The organism is Anaerotruncus massiliensis (ex Togo et al. 2026) (genome assembly GCF_900199635.1).
Lineage (GTDB): Bacteria > Bacillota > Clostridia > Oscillospirales > Ruminococcaceae > Anaerotruncus > Anaerotruncus massiliensis.
In genome coordinates, this window is record NZ_LT962687.1 from 2,365,796 (window position 1) to 2,380,967 (window position 15,172).

At 62.6% G+C, this 15,172-nt stretch carries 13 protein-coding genes and 1 tRNA gene; 6 read left to right on the forward strand and 8 right to left on the reverse strand.

Annotation, left to right across the window (positions count from 1 at the left end):
- The first annotated feature begins 18 nt into the window (after window positions 1-18).
- Window positions 19-1,077, forward strand: coding sequence for a galactose ABC transporter substrate-binding protein (locus C1A13_RS11480; RefSeq protein ID WP_101552113.1), 1,059 nt, complete (start codon window positions 19-21; stop codon window positions 1,075-1,077).
- Window positions 1,078-1,132: 55 nt separating this feature from the next.
- A tRNA-Val gene (locus C1A13_RS11485) sits at window positions 1,133-1,209 on the forward strand.
- 101 nt (window positions 1,210-1,310) lie between these two features.
- Here C1A13_RS11485 and C1A13_RS11490 read toward each other — a convergent pair.
- From C1A13_RS11490 to C1A13_RS11515, 6 genes are all read right to left on the reverse strand, one after another.
- Window positions 1,311-2,522, reverse strand: a complete 1,212-nt coding sequence (locus C1A13_RS11490; RefSeq protein ID WP_172439268.1) for an MFS transporter — start codon at window positions 2,520-2,522, stop codon at window positions 1,311-1,313.
- 71 nt (window positions 2,523-2,593) lie between these two features.
- Window positions 2,594-3,547: a transketolase family protein gene (locus C1A13_RS11495; RefSeq protein WP_158595541.1), complete on the reverse strand. Its 954-nt coding sequence runs from the start codon at window positions 3,545-3,547 to the stop codon at window positions 2,594-2,596.
- Window positions 3,544-4,401 carry a transketolase gene (locus C1A13_RS11500; protein WP_101552120.1) on the reverse strand — a complete coding sequence of 286 codons (858 nt, stop codon included), beginning with the start codon at window positions 4,399-4,401 and terminating at the stop codon, window positions 3,544-3,546. The genes C1A13_RS11495 and C1A13_RS11500 overlap by 4 nt, the downstream gene beginning before the upstream one ends.
- 15 nt (window positions 4,402-4,416) lie before the next feature.
- On the reverse strand, window positions 4,417-4,968 hold the full coding sequence (locus C1A13_RS11505; protein ID WP_101552123.1) for a hypothetical protein: 552 nt from the start codon (window positions 4,966-4,968) through the stop codon (window positions 4,417-4,419).
- A gap of 33 nt (window positions 4,969-5,001) precedes the next feature.
- On the reverse strand, window positions 5,002-6,411 hold the full coding sequence (locus tag C1A13_RS11510; RefSeq protein WP_101552125.1) for an MFS transporter: 1,410 nt from the start codon (window positions 6,409-6,411) through the stop codon (window positions 5,002-5,004).
- Window positions 6,412-6,446: 35 nt separating this feature from the next.
- Window positions 6,447-7,478 carry an alcohol dehydrogenase catalytic domain-containing protein gene (locus tag C1A13_RS11515; protein WP_101552127.1) on the reverse strand — a complete coding sequence of 344 codons (1,032 nt, stop codon included), beginning with the start codon at window positions 7,476-7,478 and terminating at the stop codon, window positions 6,447-6,449.
- Between the two features lie 436 nt (window positions 7,479-7,914).
- Here C1A13_RS11515 and C1A13_RS11520 point away from each other — a divergent pair, with 436 nt between their 5' ends.
- The 3 genes from C1A13_RS11520 to C1A13_RS11530 are packed head-to-tail and all read left to right on the forward strand — an operon-like array spanning window position 7,915 to window position 11,322.
- Entirely contained in the window at window positions 7,915-9,465 is a 1,551-nt protein-coding gene (locus C1A13_RS11520) for a helix-turn-helix domain-containing protein (RefSeq protein ID WP_242970899.1), read from the forward strand.
- Window positions 9,462-10,478 carry a zinc-dependent alcohol dehydrogenase gene (locus tag C1A13_RS11525; protein ID WP_101552131.1) on the forward strand — a complete coding sequence of 339 codons (1,017 nt, stop codon included), beginning with the start codon at window positions 9,462-9,464 and terminating at the stop codon, window positions 10,476-10,478. The genes C1A13_RS11520 and C1A13_RS11525 overlap by 4 nt, the downstream gene beginning before the upstream one ends.
- A 7-nt stretch (window positions 10,479-10,485) precedes the next feature.
- Window positions 10,486-11,322 (forward strand): sugar phosphate isomerase/epimerase family protein, encoded by an 837-nt coding sequence (locus C1A13_RS11530; RefSeq protein ID WP_172439269.1) that lies wholly within the window; start codon window positions 10,486-10,488, stop codon window positions 11,320-11,322.
- Window positions 11,323-11,422: 100 nt separating this feature from the next.
- Here the strand turns inward: C1A13_RS11530 and C1A13_RS11535 are convergent, their stop codons facing one another.
- Together C1A13_RS11535 and C1A13_RS11540 are read right to left on the reverse strand one after the other, a co-directional pair.
- Entirely contained in the window at window positions 11,423-12,085 is a 663-nt protein-coding gene (locus tag C1A13_RS11535) for a GntR family transcriptional regulator (RefSeq protein ID WP_101552136.1), read from the reverse strand.
- Window positions 12,086-12,179: 94 nt separating this feature from the next.
- Window positions 12,180-13,385: a LeuA family protein gene (locus C1A13_RS11540; protein ID WP_101553270.1), complete on the reverse strand. Its 1,206-nt coding sequence runs from the start codon at window positions 13,383-13,385 to the stop codon at window positions 12,180-12,182.
- A gap of 426 nt (window positions 13,386-13,811) precedes the next feature.
- On the opposite strand from C1A13_RS11540, the gene C1A13_RS11545 reads away from it, so the two are divergent.
- Window positions 13,812-15,170, forward strand: a complete 1,359-nt coding sequence (locus tag C1A13_RS11545; protein WP_146021722.1) for a dihydroorotase — start codon at window positions 13,812-13,814, stop codon at window positions 15,168-15,170.
- The last annotated feature ends 2 nt before the right edge of the window (window positions 15,171-15,172 follow it).

Below are 15,172 nucleotides of genomic sequence, written 5' to 3' on the forward strand. Positions count from 1 at the left end.
CAAGAAGGAGGTTTTCGCATGAACACGCTCTGGAAAAGGACGGCGCTCCTGTTGTCCGCCGCGCTCTGCCTGACGCTTTTTTCCGGCGGATGCAGCGATTCGGACGACAGCCAGAACCCCGACCTGCGGCAGATCAAGATCGGCATGACCGTCTACCGGCAGGACGACACCTTTATCTCCACCCTCAGCGGGTATTTCCTCGAGACCGCAAAGGCCCGCGAGTCCCGGGACAAGGTCAAGATCTCCGTCAATGTGATGGACGGCAAGGGCAACCAGGGCATCCAGAACGACCAGGTGGACAAGTTCCTCTCGCAGGGCTACGACGTCATCTGCGTCAACGAGGTCGACCGCACGGCCGCCTCCGTCATTATCGACAAGGCCAAGTCCGCGAACATCCCCATCGTCTTTTTCAACCGCGAGCCGGTCGAGGAGGATATGCAGCGGTGGGACCGCGCCTACTATGTCGGCGCCATCGCCAGCGAATCGGGGGTCCTGCAGGGACGGATCGTCTCCAACCTCTTCAACCAGAACCCCGAGCTGGTCGACCGCAACGGGGACGGCAAGATCCAATACGTCATGCTTGAGGGGGAGCCTGGCCACCAGGACGCCGCCATCCGCACCGAATATTCGATCAAGACGGTGACGGGCGCGGGCATCAGCGTGGAGAAGCTCGCCAACGACACCGCCAACTGGCAGCGCGCGCAGGCCTCCGCCAAGATGGGGCAGTGGCTGAAGGACGAGGAGATCGGCCCCCGCATCGAGGTGGTCTTCAGCAACAACGACGATATGGCGCTCGGCGCGATCGACGCCTACCGCGCGGCGGGCATCGAAGACCTGCCGGTGATCGTCGGCATCGACGCAACGCCCCCCGCCCGCGAAGCGATCAAGGAGGGGACGCTGACCGGAACCGTGCTCAACGACGCCAAGGGACAGGCCGAGGCGATCTTCGAGCTCGCCTACGCGCTTTCCACCGGGCGGGACGTCAAGGAGGCGGTCCCCCGGCTGGAGGGGCAGTATGTCTGGCTTCCCCACCGCACGATCACGATCGGGAACGTCATGCAGGAGTTCGACGACTGAGTGCAAAAAAGGGCTTGCCTTTCCCCGGACGATGTGCTATAATATCACTTGTCTCGGGAGCATAGCTCAGCTGGTTAGAGTGCCTGCATCACACGCAGGAAGTCCAGGGTTCGAGTCCCCGTGTTCCCACCAGATCAAACCGGCCGGTCTTCTGACCGGCCGGTTTTGTTTTGCCGAAAATTTGCCGCACCGGTGAAAAAAGCCTTGCGTGGAGGTTCCGCGCAAGGCTTTTTTCATGCGCCGCGCCGGCGGCAGAGGAGGGCGTACAGCCCGGTCCCGGCCAGCGCGGGAAGCACGAAGAGGCAGAAGAGGGCGAGCGCGCTCCGGATACCGAACCGCGCCTGGAAGAAGGAGAACATGCCCGGGACGCAGACGGCGGCGATCCCCCCAAGGCCGCTGTAGATCGCGACCGCCCCGCCCATCAGCCTCGGCGTCATCCCGTCCATGTTCATCAGGGCGGTCACCGAGACCGTCCCCCAGCCGTTGAAGCAGAACCCCAGCAGCAAGATGCCGCCGTAGATTCCCGTGTGGGACGGAAAGAGCGCGGTCCCCGCGGCGCCCGCCAGCACCAGAAGCTCCAGCGCAAGCAGCGGGATGTGGACGGCGCGCAGCCGCGTGAAGAGGGGGCCGCACAGCAGGCATCCGGCCAGCCCCGCCACGGAGATCATGCCGGTCGCCGTCCCGGCGGCCTGCAGGGAGAACCCGCGCGCCTCGGCGAGAAAGGAGGGCAGATAGGAGGAGTAGCCCGTGTACAGGATCGTCAGTCCGCCCATCGCGGCGGCCATGCACCACACCTTCGGGAGGCGCGCCGCCTGCGCAAGGCTGGCGGGCGCCCTGGACGGCGCGCCGGCCGCGGCCGGCGCGTGGGCGGCGTCGAACAGAATGAAGATGCCCATCCAAGCCGCGGACACGAGCGACCAGAAGAGCAGCGTCCCGCGCCAGGAGTGGAAAAAGCGGTAGAGGGGCACGGTGACCGCGTAGGCGGCCGCGATGCTCAGCGCGTTTACGGCGGCGTTGATCGTGTTGATCAGCCCGCGCCGGGCGGGCGGGAACCGCTCCGTGACCAGGACGCCCTGCGCCCCGCTGCCCAGCCCGTAACCGATCCCGCTGAACGCGCGCCCCACGAGGACGAGCGGGTAGCTTCTGCAAAAGAAGGCAAAAAGGCCGTCGAGCGCGAGGCAGCCGATCGCGATCGCCATCGCGCGGCTGGCGCCCAGCCGGTCGATGACCCTGCTCCCGACGAAGAGGGAGATCCCCATCAGGACGGTGACAATAAAGAGCAGCTGCCCGCCCTGCCGGTACCCGATGCGCATATCGTCCATGATGACGGTCATCAGGGGGGACGGCGTGAGCCAGAGCTGGTTTCGCAAAAAGCTGGCGCCCGCGAGGAGCAGCAGCAGGCGGGCCTCCCTCCCCGTGAGGAGCCCGGCGCGGAGCTTATCCAATGGCGTTTCCCCCTTCTCACAAAATGGAGGCGGGCGGTCTCCCGCCCGCCTCCATCTCCTGCGGCGGTAGATTAAAGCAGAGCCTTCATTGCCTGGTAGAGCCCGTCGGCGTCCATGCCGTTGCGGGCGTAGAGGAACTCCGGCGTCGCGATCGGGACGAACTCGTCCGGGCATCCGCGGATGGCCAGCTTGCAGGTGATTCCCGCCTCGGCGATCGTGGAGCCGACCAGCTGTCCCAGTCCCCCGTTGATGTTGTGGTCCTGCGCGGCGACCACGCGCCCCGTCTTCGCGGCGGCGATGACCGCGTCGCGGTCGAGGGGCTTGACGGTGTGCATATCCACCACCCGGATCTCCCTGCCGAGCTCCTCACGGATCCGTTTCGCCGCTTCCATGGCGAAGTGGACCATGATGCCGGTGCAGACGAACGCCCCGTCGTTCCCCTCGCGGGGGATCAGAGCCTTGCCGATCTCATATTTGACGTCCTCCGCGTACAGGGAGGTGGTGGCCTCGCGGCCCAGCCGGATATAGACCGGCGCGTTCAGCTCCATGGCCGCCTCAAGCACCTTTACCATCTGCGCCGGGTCGCCCGGTTCGATGACGGTCATGTTGTTGCAGGCCACCATCAGCGCCGAATCCTCCAGGCCGCAGTGGGTGCAGCCGGAAGCACCGTTGGAATACCCGGCGCCGTTGCCGATGATGATGACCGGCAGCTTGGTGTAGCAGATGTCGGTGCGGACCTGCTCGTAGCAGCGCATCGAGGCGAAGGGCGCGAAGGCGAAGGTCAGCGGCTTGAAGCCCTCATGGGCGAGCCCGGCGGCGGTGCTCATCAGGCACTGCTCCGCGATCCCCACGTTGTAGCAGCGGTCGGGGAACGCCTCCTTGAACGCCTGAATGCGGGAGGAGGTGTCCACATCCGCCGTCATGACGAGCATGTTGTCGTACTTTTTGCCCAGCTCCGCCAGGCATTTTCCGACGGCGTCCCGCAGGCTGGTCATTACTTCCATATTCAGCGTCATTCCGCTCATACGGCCGCACCCCATTTCTCTTGATAAGCGGCGGTCAGCTCCGCCTTCGCCTTTTCCCAGTCCTCCGTATTGACGCCGCCCGCGTGCCAGGAGGCGTTGTTCTCCATAAAGCTCACGCCGTGTCCCTTGGCGGTCTTGCCGATGACGATGGTCGGCGTGTCGCTGGACACGTCGGGGAGGCGGTCGATCGTATCGATGATCGCGTCCATGTCGTGGCCGTCGATCTCCACCACATTCCAGCCGAACGCCCGCCATTTGCCGGCAAAGGGCTCGAGCGCCATGTATTCCTCGGTGGGGCCGTCAAAGGAGAAGCCGTTGCGGTCGGCGAACACGACCAGGTTCCCCAGCTGGTACTGGTGGGCGAACATCGCGCCCTCCCAGATGGAGCCCTCCCCGCACTCGCCGTCCCCGATGACGCAGTAGACCCTGCTCTGGGAGCCCTTGCGCCTGAGGGCCGCCGCCATGCCCGCGGCCACGGGCATCCCATGCCCGAGCGAGCCGGTGGAAACGTCGACATAGGGGTTCGCCAGGTTGCAGGAGTGCATGCCGAACCGCCCGAAGTCGGTGGCGTATTCCTTGTAGATGTCCTGGACGTCGTAGCAGCCGATGGCCGCCTGGCTGAAGGATGTGACGGCCGCCGCGTGCCCCTTGGAGAGGACGAAACGGTCCCGCCCGTCCCAGTGGGGGTTCTCCACGTCGTAGCGGATGGCATACTGCCAGAGCGCGGTCATCATGTCGCAGACCGACAGGTCGCCGCCAATGTGGATCATCGTCTGGTGGCACAGGTCCAGCAGACGCAGCTTGGTGTCCAGAGAGGCCTTTTCCAGCCTCCGGACCAGTGATTTCTCAGCCATAAAAGATTTTACCTCCTAACATGATCCGGCCGCTTCAGGCCGGTTTTCCGCTTTGTCCTGGCCGGTCCACCGGCGCAGGACGGCGGCCTGCCGTTCGTCCGGATGAAAGGCCGCGCAGTAGAGGGTCCCCTCCTGCCGGTAATAGAGCCGGCAGGCGCTCCGGGAGGGAAGGACCGTGAGGCGGTAGGAAGCCGAGGGCTTCCCATACGCCGCGCAGCGCTCATCCGGCGCGGCCAGATAAAGCATTTCACCGCGCAGGACCCGCTCGTAAATCCGCGACTTTTTGCCGCAGAGCCGCTCAAAGGTGAGCGACTCCGCGGGGTAGCCGCTCCCGCCCCGCTCGGCCACCGTATAGCGGAAGAGACGGAAATAGCAGTGGTGGCTGAGCAGGAACGCGGCGGCCAGAAAGACCGCCAGCAGCGCCTGCGCCGCAAAGAGGGCCGCCTCCGGAAGGCCGGTTTTCAGGAGAAAGCCGCGCAGCCCGAACGCCAGGACGAGCGGGAAAAAGGTGACGAACAGGTCGGTGTTCTTGGAGCGTTCAAAGCGCTGCACGTCGGATTGATACATTGGAAATCCTCCTTTTCCTCCGGCCGGACGGGGTCACTTCCCGGCGGCGGCTTTGCGTTCGGCCTCCCAGACCGGGCGCTGTTCGTTGAGGGTGGCGACCAGCTTGTCGAAGTTCGCGTAGTCCAGTTTGTACCAGATCAGCGAGACAAGGGCGATGATGCAGAAGATGGTCGGCAGGATCCACTTCATCAGGTCGAGCGCGAGAATGACGTTGGAGGGCTGGTCCGCCGCGTTCGGCACATAGCCCACCAGGTCCAGGATCCACACGGTCCCCGCGGTGCCGATCGTGATGCCCACCTTGTTCCAGAAGGAGGAGAGGGTGTTGAGGAAACCGTCCATCCGCTCTCCCTTGGTGATGAGCTCGGAATATTCGATCGTATCCGGGACCATGCCGTAGATGAGCGACATGTTGGCGCCCGCGAAGTACTGCACGACAATTCCGAGGAAATACATCACCCCGATGTTGACCGTGTTGCGGAACAGGAAGAACTGCAGGGTGAAGAAGACCGCCTGCGCGACGTAGGTGATGCCGATGGCCTTGCCCTTGTTCCGGAGCTTGTTGCTCCAGAACTGGGAGGTGAAGCAGCCGAGCATCGAGGGCACCAGCGTGATCAGGGAGTAGGTGGCCAGCGGGTTGGTGTCGCCCACCACGTACTTGAACCAGTAGGTGTTGATCGCGCCCACGCCGTAGAGGGAGAAGCCCTGCGCGAGGAACATGATGCAGACCATCATGAAGGGGACGTTTTTAAAGGAGAGCCGCAGCTGCTTGAAGATGGACATCTTGACGCCCGTGTTGGAGGGCGGGATGACCTCCTTCTGCACCTTCGCGCCGAAGATCTGCATGGGGATGCAGAAGACGGCAAAGATGACGGCCAGGTAGAAGTAGCCCATGCCGGGGTTTTTGCTGGAGAGGACGGGCTCCGCGCGCACGACCAGCTGGGTCATCGCCGTGGAGCCTATGTAGGCAAAGAGCAGCCGGTAGGAGGCCAGCGACCCGCGCTCCGCCGGGTCCTGCGTGACGACCGCGTTGAGGGAGCCGTAGGTCAGGTTGACCATCGTGTAGAAGAGCACCACCAGCGCGTAAAGGGCGCAGACGTAGACCATCTTGGTCGGGAGCGCCCAATCGGGGTGCGGCCAGAAGAGCAGCGCCGTCGTGATGAAGAGCGGCGCGGTACCGAAAAAGATCCACGGCCGGTAGCGGCCCCAGCGGGTGCGGGTGCGGTCGGCCAGATAGCCGACGATGGGGTCGTTGATCGCGTCCCAGAAACGGCACACCAGGAACATGATGGACACATAGCTCGCGGGGATCAGGAAGGTGTCCGTCAGATAGATCGCCAAAAAGGAGCTGATGTAGGACCAGCTGAAGTTGTTGGCCGTGTCGATCGAGCCGAACGCGCATTTTTTCCAGACTGGGAGCTTGACGTAATATTGTTTGTTGTCCATACTTCGCCTCTTTCCTCCTTAACACACACTTGTCACTAGTCGAACTTGATCAGGGATTTGATGGTCCGCCCGTCCATCTGGGCCTCGAACGCCTGCTCGAAATCCTCCGCCTCGAAGACGCATCCGTCCACCAGGATGGGATCCAGCTCCAGCACGTTGGCCAGCGCCACGCTGCGCGGGAAGGCGTAGGGGGACTGGAACACGCCGCCCACGATCTGGATCTCCTTGAAGAACGCCTGGAAGAGGTTCAGCTTGTAATCGTAGTCGCTGCGGTAAAGCGCGGCGAAGAATTCCAGGGTGCCGCCCTTGCCCACCAGCTCCTCGATGCCGTCGCACGCCCGCCAGCTTCCGGACGCCTCGATGACCACGTCGAATCCGCGTCCGTCGGTGATCTTCAGCGCCTCCTCCTTGCGGTCCTGGCCCACCGGGTCGATCACATATTCCGCGCCCAGCTTTTTGGCCATCTCGCGCTTCATGGCGATCGGCTCGATCACCGTCAGCTTGGTGGCGCCGGAGCGTTTGGCCAGCTGGGTCATCAGCATCCCCATGGTGCCGCCGCCCGAGATCGCCACGGTCGAGCCCACCTTGATGCGCGCCAGGTCGATGCCGTGCAGGCAGACCGAGATCGGCTCGATGAGGGCGCCGCGCTTGAGGTCGCAGCCGCCGACCAGCTTGTGGACCGCCTGCTCCCGCACGACAAGATAATCGGACATGGCGGCGGAAGAGCCGGTCATATTCTCGCAGAACTGCTCCTGCCCGTTGCGGCAGTAATAGCAGCTCCCGCAGTGCTCGTTGTAGTAATAGGTCACCTGGTCGCCCACCTTGAGCCCCTTGGCGGTCGCGGCCGGCCCGAGCTCGGTGATGACGCCGGAGGCCTCGTGCCCGATGGGCGTTCCGTTTTCCTTATCGAACAGGAAGTCCAGTTCAGCGCGTTTGAAATGCAGGTCGGAACCGCAGACGCCGCAGTAGGCCACTTTGATTTTAACGTCGTCCGGCCGGGTGATCTGGGGCTCGGGGATGTCGAGCATCTTCAGGGTTCCGTTTCCGAAATAACGAATACTGCGCATAATGCACTCCTCTTTTCTACAATTGATGTGGTGGATGGCTTTTCTAAATCATATTATAATATCAACAAAAAATAGGCGCATTGTGTTTTCCATTTTGGTCGAATTTGTTGTGCAATTTTATGCGGGCGCGCGGTCCGCCGGGGGAAGCCGGTATCCGATTTGGAAAAAGGTTCAATTTTTTTACTTCAAATGGACAGTATCCTTTTGCAGGGTGGCCCGCGGCACGGTCAATATTTTGCGGCGGTCAGAAGACCGGCGGGAAAAAGTCCGCATATTCTACCACTTTCGGGGAATCGCCCAAAAAGGGGAAAAAACATTTGCTTTCGCGCGGAAAGTAGGATATATATTTAATATAACCTTCTGCGCGGGCGCGTGAAAAAGGTTGTTTTTTTGCATCCACAACGGAGAGGGGGCGGCGGAGATCCATACCGTGCTGATGATTTCGACCCAGTATTCCCAAATCCAGTACCTCAGAGGGATCCTCCAGAAATATCCCGACAAGTTCCAGCTCGGCGGGACCGCCGACAACAGCGTCCTCGGCATGAGCTTGATTGAATCGACCCAGCCCGACCTGGTCATCATGCCCGCCTACATGAACTTCTGGAACGCGGAGGACCTCATCAACTACCTGCTCCCCCGCGGCATCTGCCCGACCTTCCTGCTTCTGAACGACGAGCCCGGGCTCTCCCTCGGCGCGCCCGTGAACTCCCGGGTGGCGGCCGTCTTCCCGACCGAGCTCCCGCCGGAGGAGGACCTTTTGCAGGCGCTCTGCGCCGCCGCCGAGCAGCACGGACGGAAGAAGCGGGAGCCGCCGGCGCGCGAGCAGCACGACCAGGCGGTGCAGCACAGCCTGGAGGTCATGGAGCTGCTGATGGGCCTGATCCCGCTGCGCACCGGCGAGGCGCAGGTGGAGTTCGGCCGCCTGCGCGTGGGGCGCAGCGACTGCTGGCAGCTTCTGGGAAGCCCGAAGCCGCGCAACGACGAGCCCTTCAATTTTTTCAGCCAGATCGACAGCCTGGAGGCGGTGCTCCACGATCTCTTCGCCGTTCTGGAGCCGGTCGGCAAATGCGAGCTGTGCGTCTACCGGGAGAGCAACCTCTGCATCCTGTTGGCGGAGGGGCAGGACGAACCCGACTGGGAACGGCTGATCGGAAAGATCAATCTCGCCCTCGCCCCCTACAGCATCCCGCCGCTCGCCTTCGAGATCTCCGACGTGCCGCTCCCCATAGAGCGCTGGCACAGCCAGTGCAAGGACCTATTGCAGCTCCGGCACAAACGGTTCTTCTTCTCCCCGCCCTTCTTGCAGCCCAAAACCGTCCGGGCCTACCAGTCCACGGCCACCCAGGGACAGGTCCGCGACCTGCTGAGCGTCCTCTCCCTCGCGCTGCAAAACCTCGCGCGGCCCCAGCTGGTCTCCTCGCTGGGCTCGCTGGAGGCGCTGGTCTGCCACGACATGTCCACCGACCTCTATTCCTTCGTCACCACGCAGCTGTCAGTCCAGTACAGCCGCCTGCGCTACAACTTCGGGCTGACCGGCTCCGACGACGAGTTCGCCCTGCGCATCCGGCAGTTCTCCAGCGCCCACGAGGCGTTCGAGGCGTTCCGGGAGCTGTTTTTAAAGCTCTACGACCAGCTCTGCAACGAAAACCGGAGCTCCAACCAGCTGATCATCGAGGTCACCAGCTTCATCAATCAAAACCTCGGCGAGGAGATCAGCCTCGAGCGCGCGGCCGGGCACGTCCACATCAACGCCACCTACCTCAGCCGGCTCTTCAAGCGGGAGACCGGCAGCTCGTTCAGCGCCTATGTGAACGAGCGGCGGATCCAGCGGGCGATGCAGCTGCTGGAAACCCCCTACAAGATCATCGATATCGCCGGGATGGTGGGGTTCGACAACGCGAAATACTTCAGCCAGGTATTCAAAAAGCAGGTCGGCAAGACCCCGCAGCAATACCGGACGGAATTACGAAAGGCGGGAGGCATATGAAATCACTTCGGATGCGCCGAAACCGGGAGCTCTATTTCCTGGGCCTGCCCGACCCTCCCGAGCCGGGGCCGGACGAGGTGTTGGTGCGGATGAAATATGCCTCCATCTGCGGGTTTGACATGATGATGCTGAACGGCAAGGCGGCCTACCCCAAAAACGGCGTTTTGGGGCACGAGGGCTCGGGGATCATCGAGGCGGTCGGCAAGCGGGTCTCCCCCGCGGAGTTCAAGCCCGGGGACCGGGTGGCGATCAATCCGTATACCTTCTGCGGCCAGTGCGACGCCTGCCGCAGCAACCAGCCGAATTTCTGCATCAACCCGGGCGGCCGCTCCGATCTGATGACGGAATACATCTCGATCGACGCGAAGCAGGCCTTCCTGCTGCCCACGGAGGTCTCCCTGCCGGCCGGCAGCCTGATCGAGCCGCTGATGATGGCCATGCACGCCATCTCGAAGGCGCGGCTCGACTGGGGAAAGAACCTCATCATCCTCGGCGGCGGCGCCATGGGGCAGATCATCCTGAAGCTGGCGCGGCAGTATCCCCTGGGGAAGATCGTGGTCGTCGAGCCGGTGGCGGCCAAGCGGGAGATGGCCAAACGGTTCGGCGCGGACGTGGTCCTCGACCCGAGCGGGTGCAACCTGGTGACCGAGGCGCTGCTGCTGAACGGCGGCATGGGGTACGACGCGGTCATCGAGGCCTCCGGTAGCCGTGGCTCCGCCCAGACGGCGCTCAATATCGTCGCCCGGGGCGGTTCGGTCGTCTATTTCGGGCTCTACGGCATGGATTTCAACCTCGAGGTCAACCTCTTCAACCTCTACTGGAAGGACGCGACCATCTCCTGCGTCTGCGTCCCCAGCGGCTACTTCCCCTCCGCCATCGCCATGGCCGGCAGGCTCAGGCTGGAGGAGGTCGTGACCGGGCTGTTCCCCTTTTCACAGGGAATCCAGGCCTTCGCCGAGAAGGCAAGCGGCGTCCACGCCAAGGTGATGCTGCAATTCGATGAGGAAGGATGAGTCAAGGATGCTGCACCTCTCCCCTTTTTGGTTCTGTACCAACAGCGTGCCCGGCGACGATCTCATACCGGCGCTGGACGCCGCCAGGGAATTCGGGTTTTCCGACGTGGAGCTCTCCGCCATCGACGGCATCAGCGAGCAGATCGTCGCGGAACGGGTCTGCGACGAGTATGTCGCGTGGGTGCGCGCCCGGCTGGAGGAGCGCGGGCTCCGCTGCGTCGCCGTCTCGGGGCACTGCGACCTGACGAACGACCGCCAGTTCGCCCGGTTTTTGAAGAAGCTGGAGTTCGCCGGGAAGATCGGCGCGACGCGGATCAACACCCGGTGCGGCCCCGTGTGCCGGACCGTCAAGTTCCGCAAAAACCTCTCCCGGGCGGTCGAGGCCGCCGCGCCCTACCGGCTGCGGATCAACCTGGAATCCTACGGGGACATCGTAGGCACCGCCCGGGAATGCGGCCCCATCTTTCGGGAGATCGGCCATCCGTCCGTCCGCTGCAACTACGACCCCGGAAACAACTACCGCTTTGCGCGGGGGGAAATCTCCATCGCAGACGACATCTGCGAAAGCCTCGAGGTCCTCGACTGCCTGCACCTCAAGGACGCCCTGCTGCGGGACGGCTATATCTACAACCCGCCCATCGGCCAGGGGGAGGTGGGGTACGCCGCGGTTTTTTCCGCGCTGGAAAAGCGCCGCCCCTCCATCCCCTGCGGGCTGGAGGTGCCGCAGAGCTTCCGGGTCCGCGCGTCGGATTTCGCGATCGAGCAGTTGACGCCCGCGCCGGAAGAGGTGCAGCGGGCAATCCGCGAGTCGCTGGATTTCATCGCCCAAAACTGCGCGGTCTGACACGGCCGTCCGCGGGCGGCCCGAGAGCGCCGAAGCAGCAAAAAGCCTTACGCAGAAAACCTGCGTAAGGCTTTTTTCATGCGGAAAACCGCGCGAAAGATCACGCGCCGCGGGAATCGTCCAGCCGCTCGCGGCTCAGGAACACGGTTTCGGTCCGCTGTTTATGCAGGCGGACATACTGCTCCACCTGATCGTACTGCCGCTCCTCCAGCAGCCGGATGATCTCCTCGTGTTCCCGGGTGGATTCCTGCATGCGGTTTGGGTCCACGGCGAAGACCGACCGGGTGATGCTCCACTTCCGCCAGAGGTCCTGGATCATATTGTACAGCTCAGTGTAGGGGGTCGCTTCGTAGATGCTCATGTGGAACTTGACGTTGAGCTCCGAATATTTCGGGTAGTTCCCGGCGTCAACCGCCTTTTTCATCTGGCCGTTGAGGCTGCGCAGCTTTTTCAAAAGCGCCGGCGTCACATAATCGATGCTCAGGCGCGTAGCGTAGCCCTCCAGCACGCTTTTGATGCGGATAATCTCCAGCAGCCGGTCGATGCTGAACGCGCACACCGTCGCGCCCTGGTTCGCGCTGATCTTGACATACCCCTCGCTCTCGAGGCGGCGCAGGGCCTCCCGGACCGGGATGTCGCTGACGTTGTTCTGCCGCGCGATCTGGCTGATGACCAGCCGGTCGTCCTGCCGGTAAACGCCCTTGGCGATATCCGTCATCAGGAGATCGTAGATGATGTCGACTTTGCTTTTATATTTTTCCATGAAGGCTTCTCCTACCGCTGTAATGGGGTCCTGTTCTCCACCGCTATTATAGCAGAATTTGCCAAGCTAGTTCAATAGCCTTATTCCCGCGCTCTTACTGATAATTCCTGAGAAGGGCGAGGAACTCCTCGTCGGTGAGGGCGCGCTCCTTTTGGATCCCCAGCGCCTTGACGTCGCCGAGCAGGGCCCGTTTCCGGTCGTCATCCAGCGTGACGCCCAGCAGCTCCAGCTTCTTTCCGATTGAGAGCATGCCGCTCTTTTTCCCGAGGATGAGCCGCGGCTGTTTCCCGAGGAAGGCGGGGTTGAGGGCGAACATCGCGAGCGGCGCGCTGAAAAGCGTATCGGCGCCGATCCCCGACTCGCGCGCAAAGATGTCCTTTCCCACGATGGGCTTGTTGCGCATGACGGGGATTCCGCTCTTCTCCGCCACATAGTCCGAAAGCCCCTGCAGCTTCGAAAGATCGATGCCCAGGTCCTTTCCCAAAAGGATCTGGATGACGCAGACGATCTCCTCCAGGGAGCAGTTCCCGGTGCGCTCGCCCAGCCCGTTGACGCAGCAGTGGACGGTGTCCGCCCCGCACAGCACGGCCTGCAGGGTGCTGGCCACCGCAAGGCCGAAGTCGTTGTGGGTATGGATCTCGATGGGAAGGCCGCCGGTCCTCTCCCTGATGTAGCGCATCATGGTGGCGACGGCGCCGGGCAGCGCGCAGCCCATGGTATCCACAAGCCCGATGGCGTCGGGCCGCGCGTCCCCCCGCAGCGAATCCAGCAGCAGGTCGAGGTCGTCCTCGTCGGCGCGGGTGGTGTCGTAAGGGAAATAGATCACCTTGAGGCCCAGCTCCCTGGCCTTGCGGATGGAGGCCACGCTGCTGTCGATGACGCGCCGGATATCCCATTTGAACTGCAGTTCCAGCTTCGGCCGGCCGATCGGCACCTCGAGCACGATGCCGTCCACGCCGCATTCCTTGCAGAGGATCAGGTCGGATTCGAGCGCCCGCACGAATCCGAAAATTTCGGCCTTGAGGCCCCGGCGCTTGATCTCGGCGATGGCGAGCTTATCTTCGTCCGAAACGGCGGGCATCCCGGCCTCGATGCGTTGAACGCCGGCTTCGTCCAGCAGTTGGGCGATCCGCACCTTTTCCTCTTTGCGCAGCACGACCCCGGGGGTCTGCTCCCCGTCGCGCAGGGTGGCGTCGTGAATTTTCAGGTTGTCGGATATGTGATGTCCCGCCACCGTCTCCGGATCGAAATTGTAGCCGCTGACCCAATAGTTCTCGTTTTTCCATAAGCGCGTGTCCATATTTACATCATCCCTTTCCTTTTTCTCGAGCATGGACAGGAGGACCGCCAAGCCGTCCCTCCTGCGGTTCCCCCGCAGGCGGCCAACGGTTTTCTGTCGTTGATTATTATATATGATATATGATATTTGGTTTATGTGCAACTAAGATTTTGCCTAAATCTCACTCCGTATTCTTGTGAATATCCGATAAACAGCCGGGGCTTATCGGCCTTTTCTCACGGAATTCCCGATCATTTTATTCGGAAATCTCTAATTTCCACAAAGATAAAGTCGGATTTTTAGTCAATCGAATCATTGACATAATCATATATAATATATAACATAGAAGCAACGTGAAAATCCCCGGCGAGCAGGCGCCGCGGCGGCGGACGCCGCCCAAACGCTGCGGACCAGGTACCAAAAAAGCGGGAAGGAAGGCAATGCGAAGTGGTGGATTTACGAATAGAAAACGGAACCCTGGTGATCCCCGAGGCGGGTCTGGTGGAGGCGGCCGTGGCGATCGACAACGGCAAAGTCGTGGGGATCGGCGCCCCCGGCTGCCTCCCGGAGGCAAAACGGACCATCGACGCGTCCGGGAAATACGTGATGCCCGGCGTCATCGACCCGCATGTCCATCTGGGGACGAACCCGGAGCAGTTCTCCAGGCTGGCCGTGAGCGAAACGGGGGCCGCCGTGATCGGCGGCGTCACGACGGTCGGCTGCTACCTGCGGGACCAGGGCAGCTATTTAAAGTCGTACAAGGACTATCTGGAGACCATCGACAACGGGATCTACTCCAATATGTGCTTCCACATTCAAATCAGCACCGAAGAGCACCTGAGCGAGCTGCCCGCCTACGCCGCGGAAATCGGGTCCACGACCTTCAAGTTCTACATGTGCGGGAATCCCGGCATTGTCGAAAGCGCCGACGACGGCTTCATTTACGCCGGGTTCCGGAAGGTGGCCGCCCTGGGGAAACGGGCGATGGCGTCCGTCCACGCGGAAAACGAGCGCATCATCGACCGGTGGACGCGGGAAGCAATGGCGGTCAAGCAGGACGGGAACCTCCAGGACTGGCAGGACACCCGCCCCGCGATCGCCGAGGAGGAGGCCGTCATCCGCGCCGCGCGCCTTGCGCAGGAGGCCGGGGCGAGGCTGTATGTGGTCCACATCACCTCGCAGGCGGCGATCGAACGGATGCGCCTGCTGAAAAAGGAAAACAAAAACCTGTACGCGGAGGTCACCTCGGCGCATCTGGGGCTGAACACGCAGGACCCCATCGGGATGCTGGCGAAGATGATCCCGCCGATCCGCGAAAAAAAGGATTCGGAAGCCCTGTGGAGAGGGGTCCGCGAGGACGTCGTCGACACCTTCGGGACGGACAACGTGACGCGGACCATCGCGGACAAGCGCCTCGACCAGGGGATGTGGGGAAGCCGGACGGGCTACGCGGTCCTCGGCACCCACCTGCCCGTGCTGATCAGCGAGGGATACCACAAGCGCGGCGTGCCGCTGCTCGATATCGTCCGGAAGGCCACGATGTCGCCCGCCAAAATTTTCGGGCTCTATCCGCGCAAGGGGACCATCCGGGTCGGCTCGGACGCCGACATCGTCATCCTGGATTTGGACAAGGAGCAGCAGGTCGATCCCGCGAGGCTCGGGTCCAGCAGCGATTTTTCCATCTTCCAGGGGAAGACTCTCAAGGGATGGCCCGTGATGACCATCGTCAACGGCAGGGTCGCGGCGGAGGACGGCCGCCTGGCGGAGCAAAAAGGAAACGGCAGCTATCTGTTCCGGCATCTGTGATT

Coding starts and splice junctions, on each gene's coding strand:
- C1A13_RS11505 (WP_101552123.1), bottom strand. CDS start 4,968: ATGTATCAATCCGACGTGCAGCGCTTTGAACGCTCCAAGAACACCGAC.
- C1A13_RS11525 (WP_101552131.1), top strand. CDS start 9,462: ATGAAATCACTTCGGATGCGCCGAAACCGGGAGCTCTATTTCCTGGGC.
- C1A13_RS11480 (WP_101552113.1), top strand. CDS start 19: ATGAACACGCTCTGGAAAAGGACGGCGCTCCTGTTGTCCGCCGCGCTC.
- C1A13_RS11510 (WP_101552125.1), bottom strand. CDS start 6,411: ATGGACAACAAACAATATTACGTCAAGCTCCCAGTCTGGAAAAAATGC.
- C1A13_RS11520 (WP_242970899.1), top strand. CDS start 7,915: ATGATTTCGACCCAGTATTCCCAAATCCAGTACCTCAGAGGGATCCTC.
- C1A13_RS11515 (WP_101552127.1), bottom strand. CDS start 7,478: ATGCGCAGTATTCGTTATTTCGGAAACGGAACCCTGAAGATGCTCGAC.
- C1A13_RS11540 (WP_101553270.1), bottom strand. CDS start 13,385: ATGGACACGCGCTTATGGAAAAACGAGAACTATTGGGTCAGCGGCTAC.
- C1A13_RS11535 (WP_101552136.1), bottom strand. CDS start 12,085: ATGGAAAAATATAAAAGCAAAGTCGACATCATCTACGATCTCCTGATG.
- C1A13_RS11500 (WP_101552120.1), bottom strand. CDS start 4,401: ATGGCTGAGAAATCACTGGTCCGGAGGCTGGAAAAGGCCTCTCTGGAC.
- C1A13_RS11495 (WP_158595541.1), bottom strand. CDS start 3,547: ATGAGCGGAATGACGCTGAATATGGAAGTAATGACCAGCCTGCGGGAC.
- C1A13_RS11530 (WP_172439269.1), top strand. CDS start 10,486: ATGCTGCACCTCTCCCCTTTTTGGTTCTGTACCAACAGCGTGCCCGGC.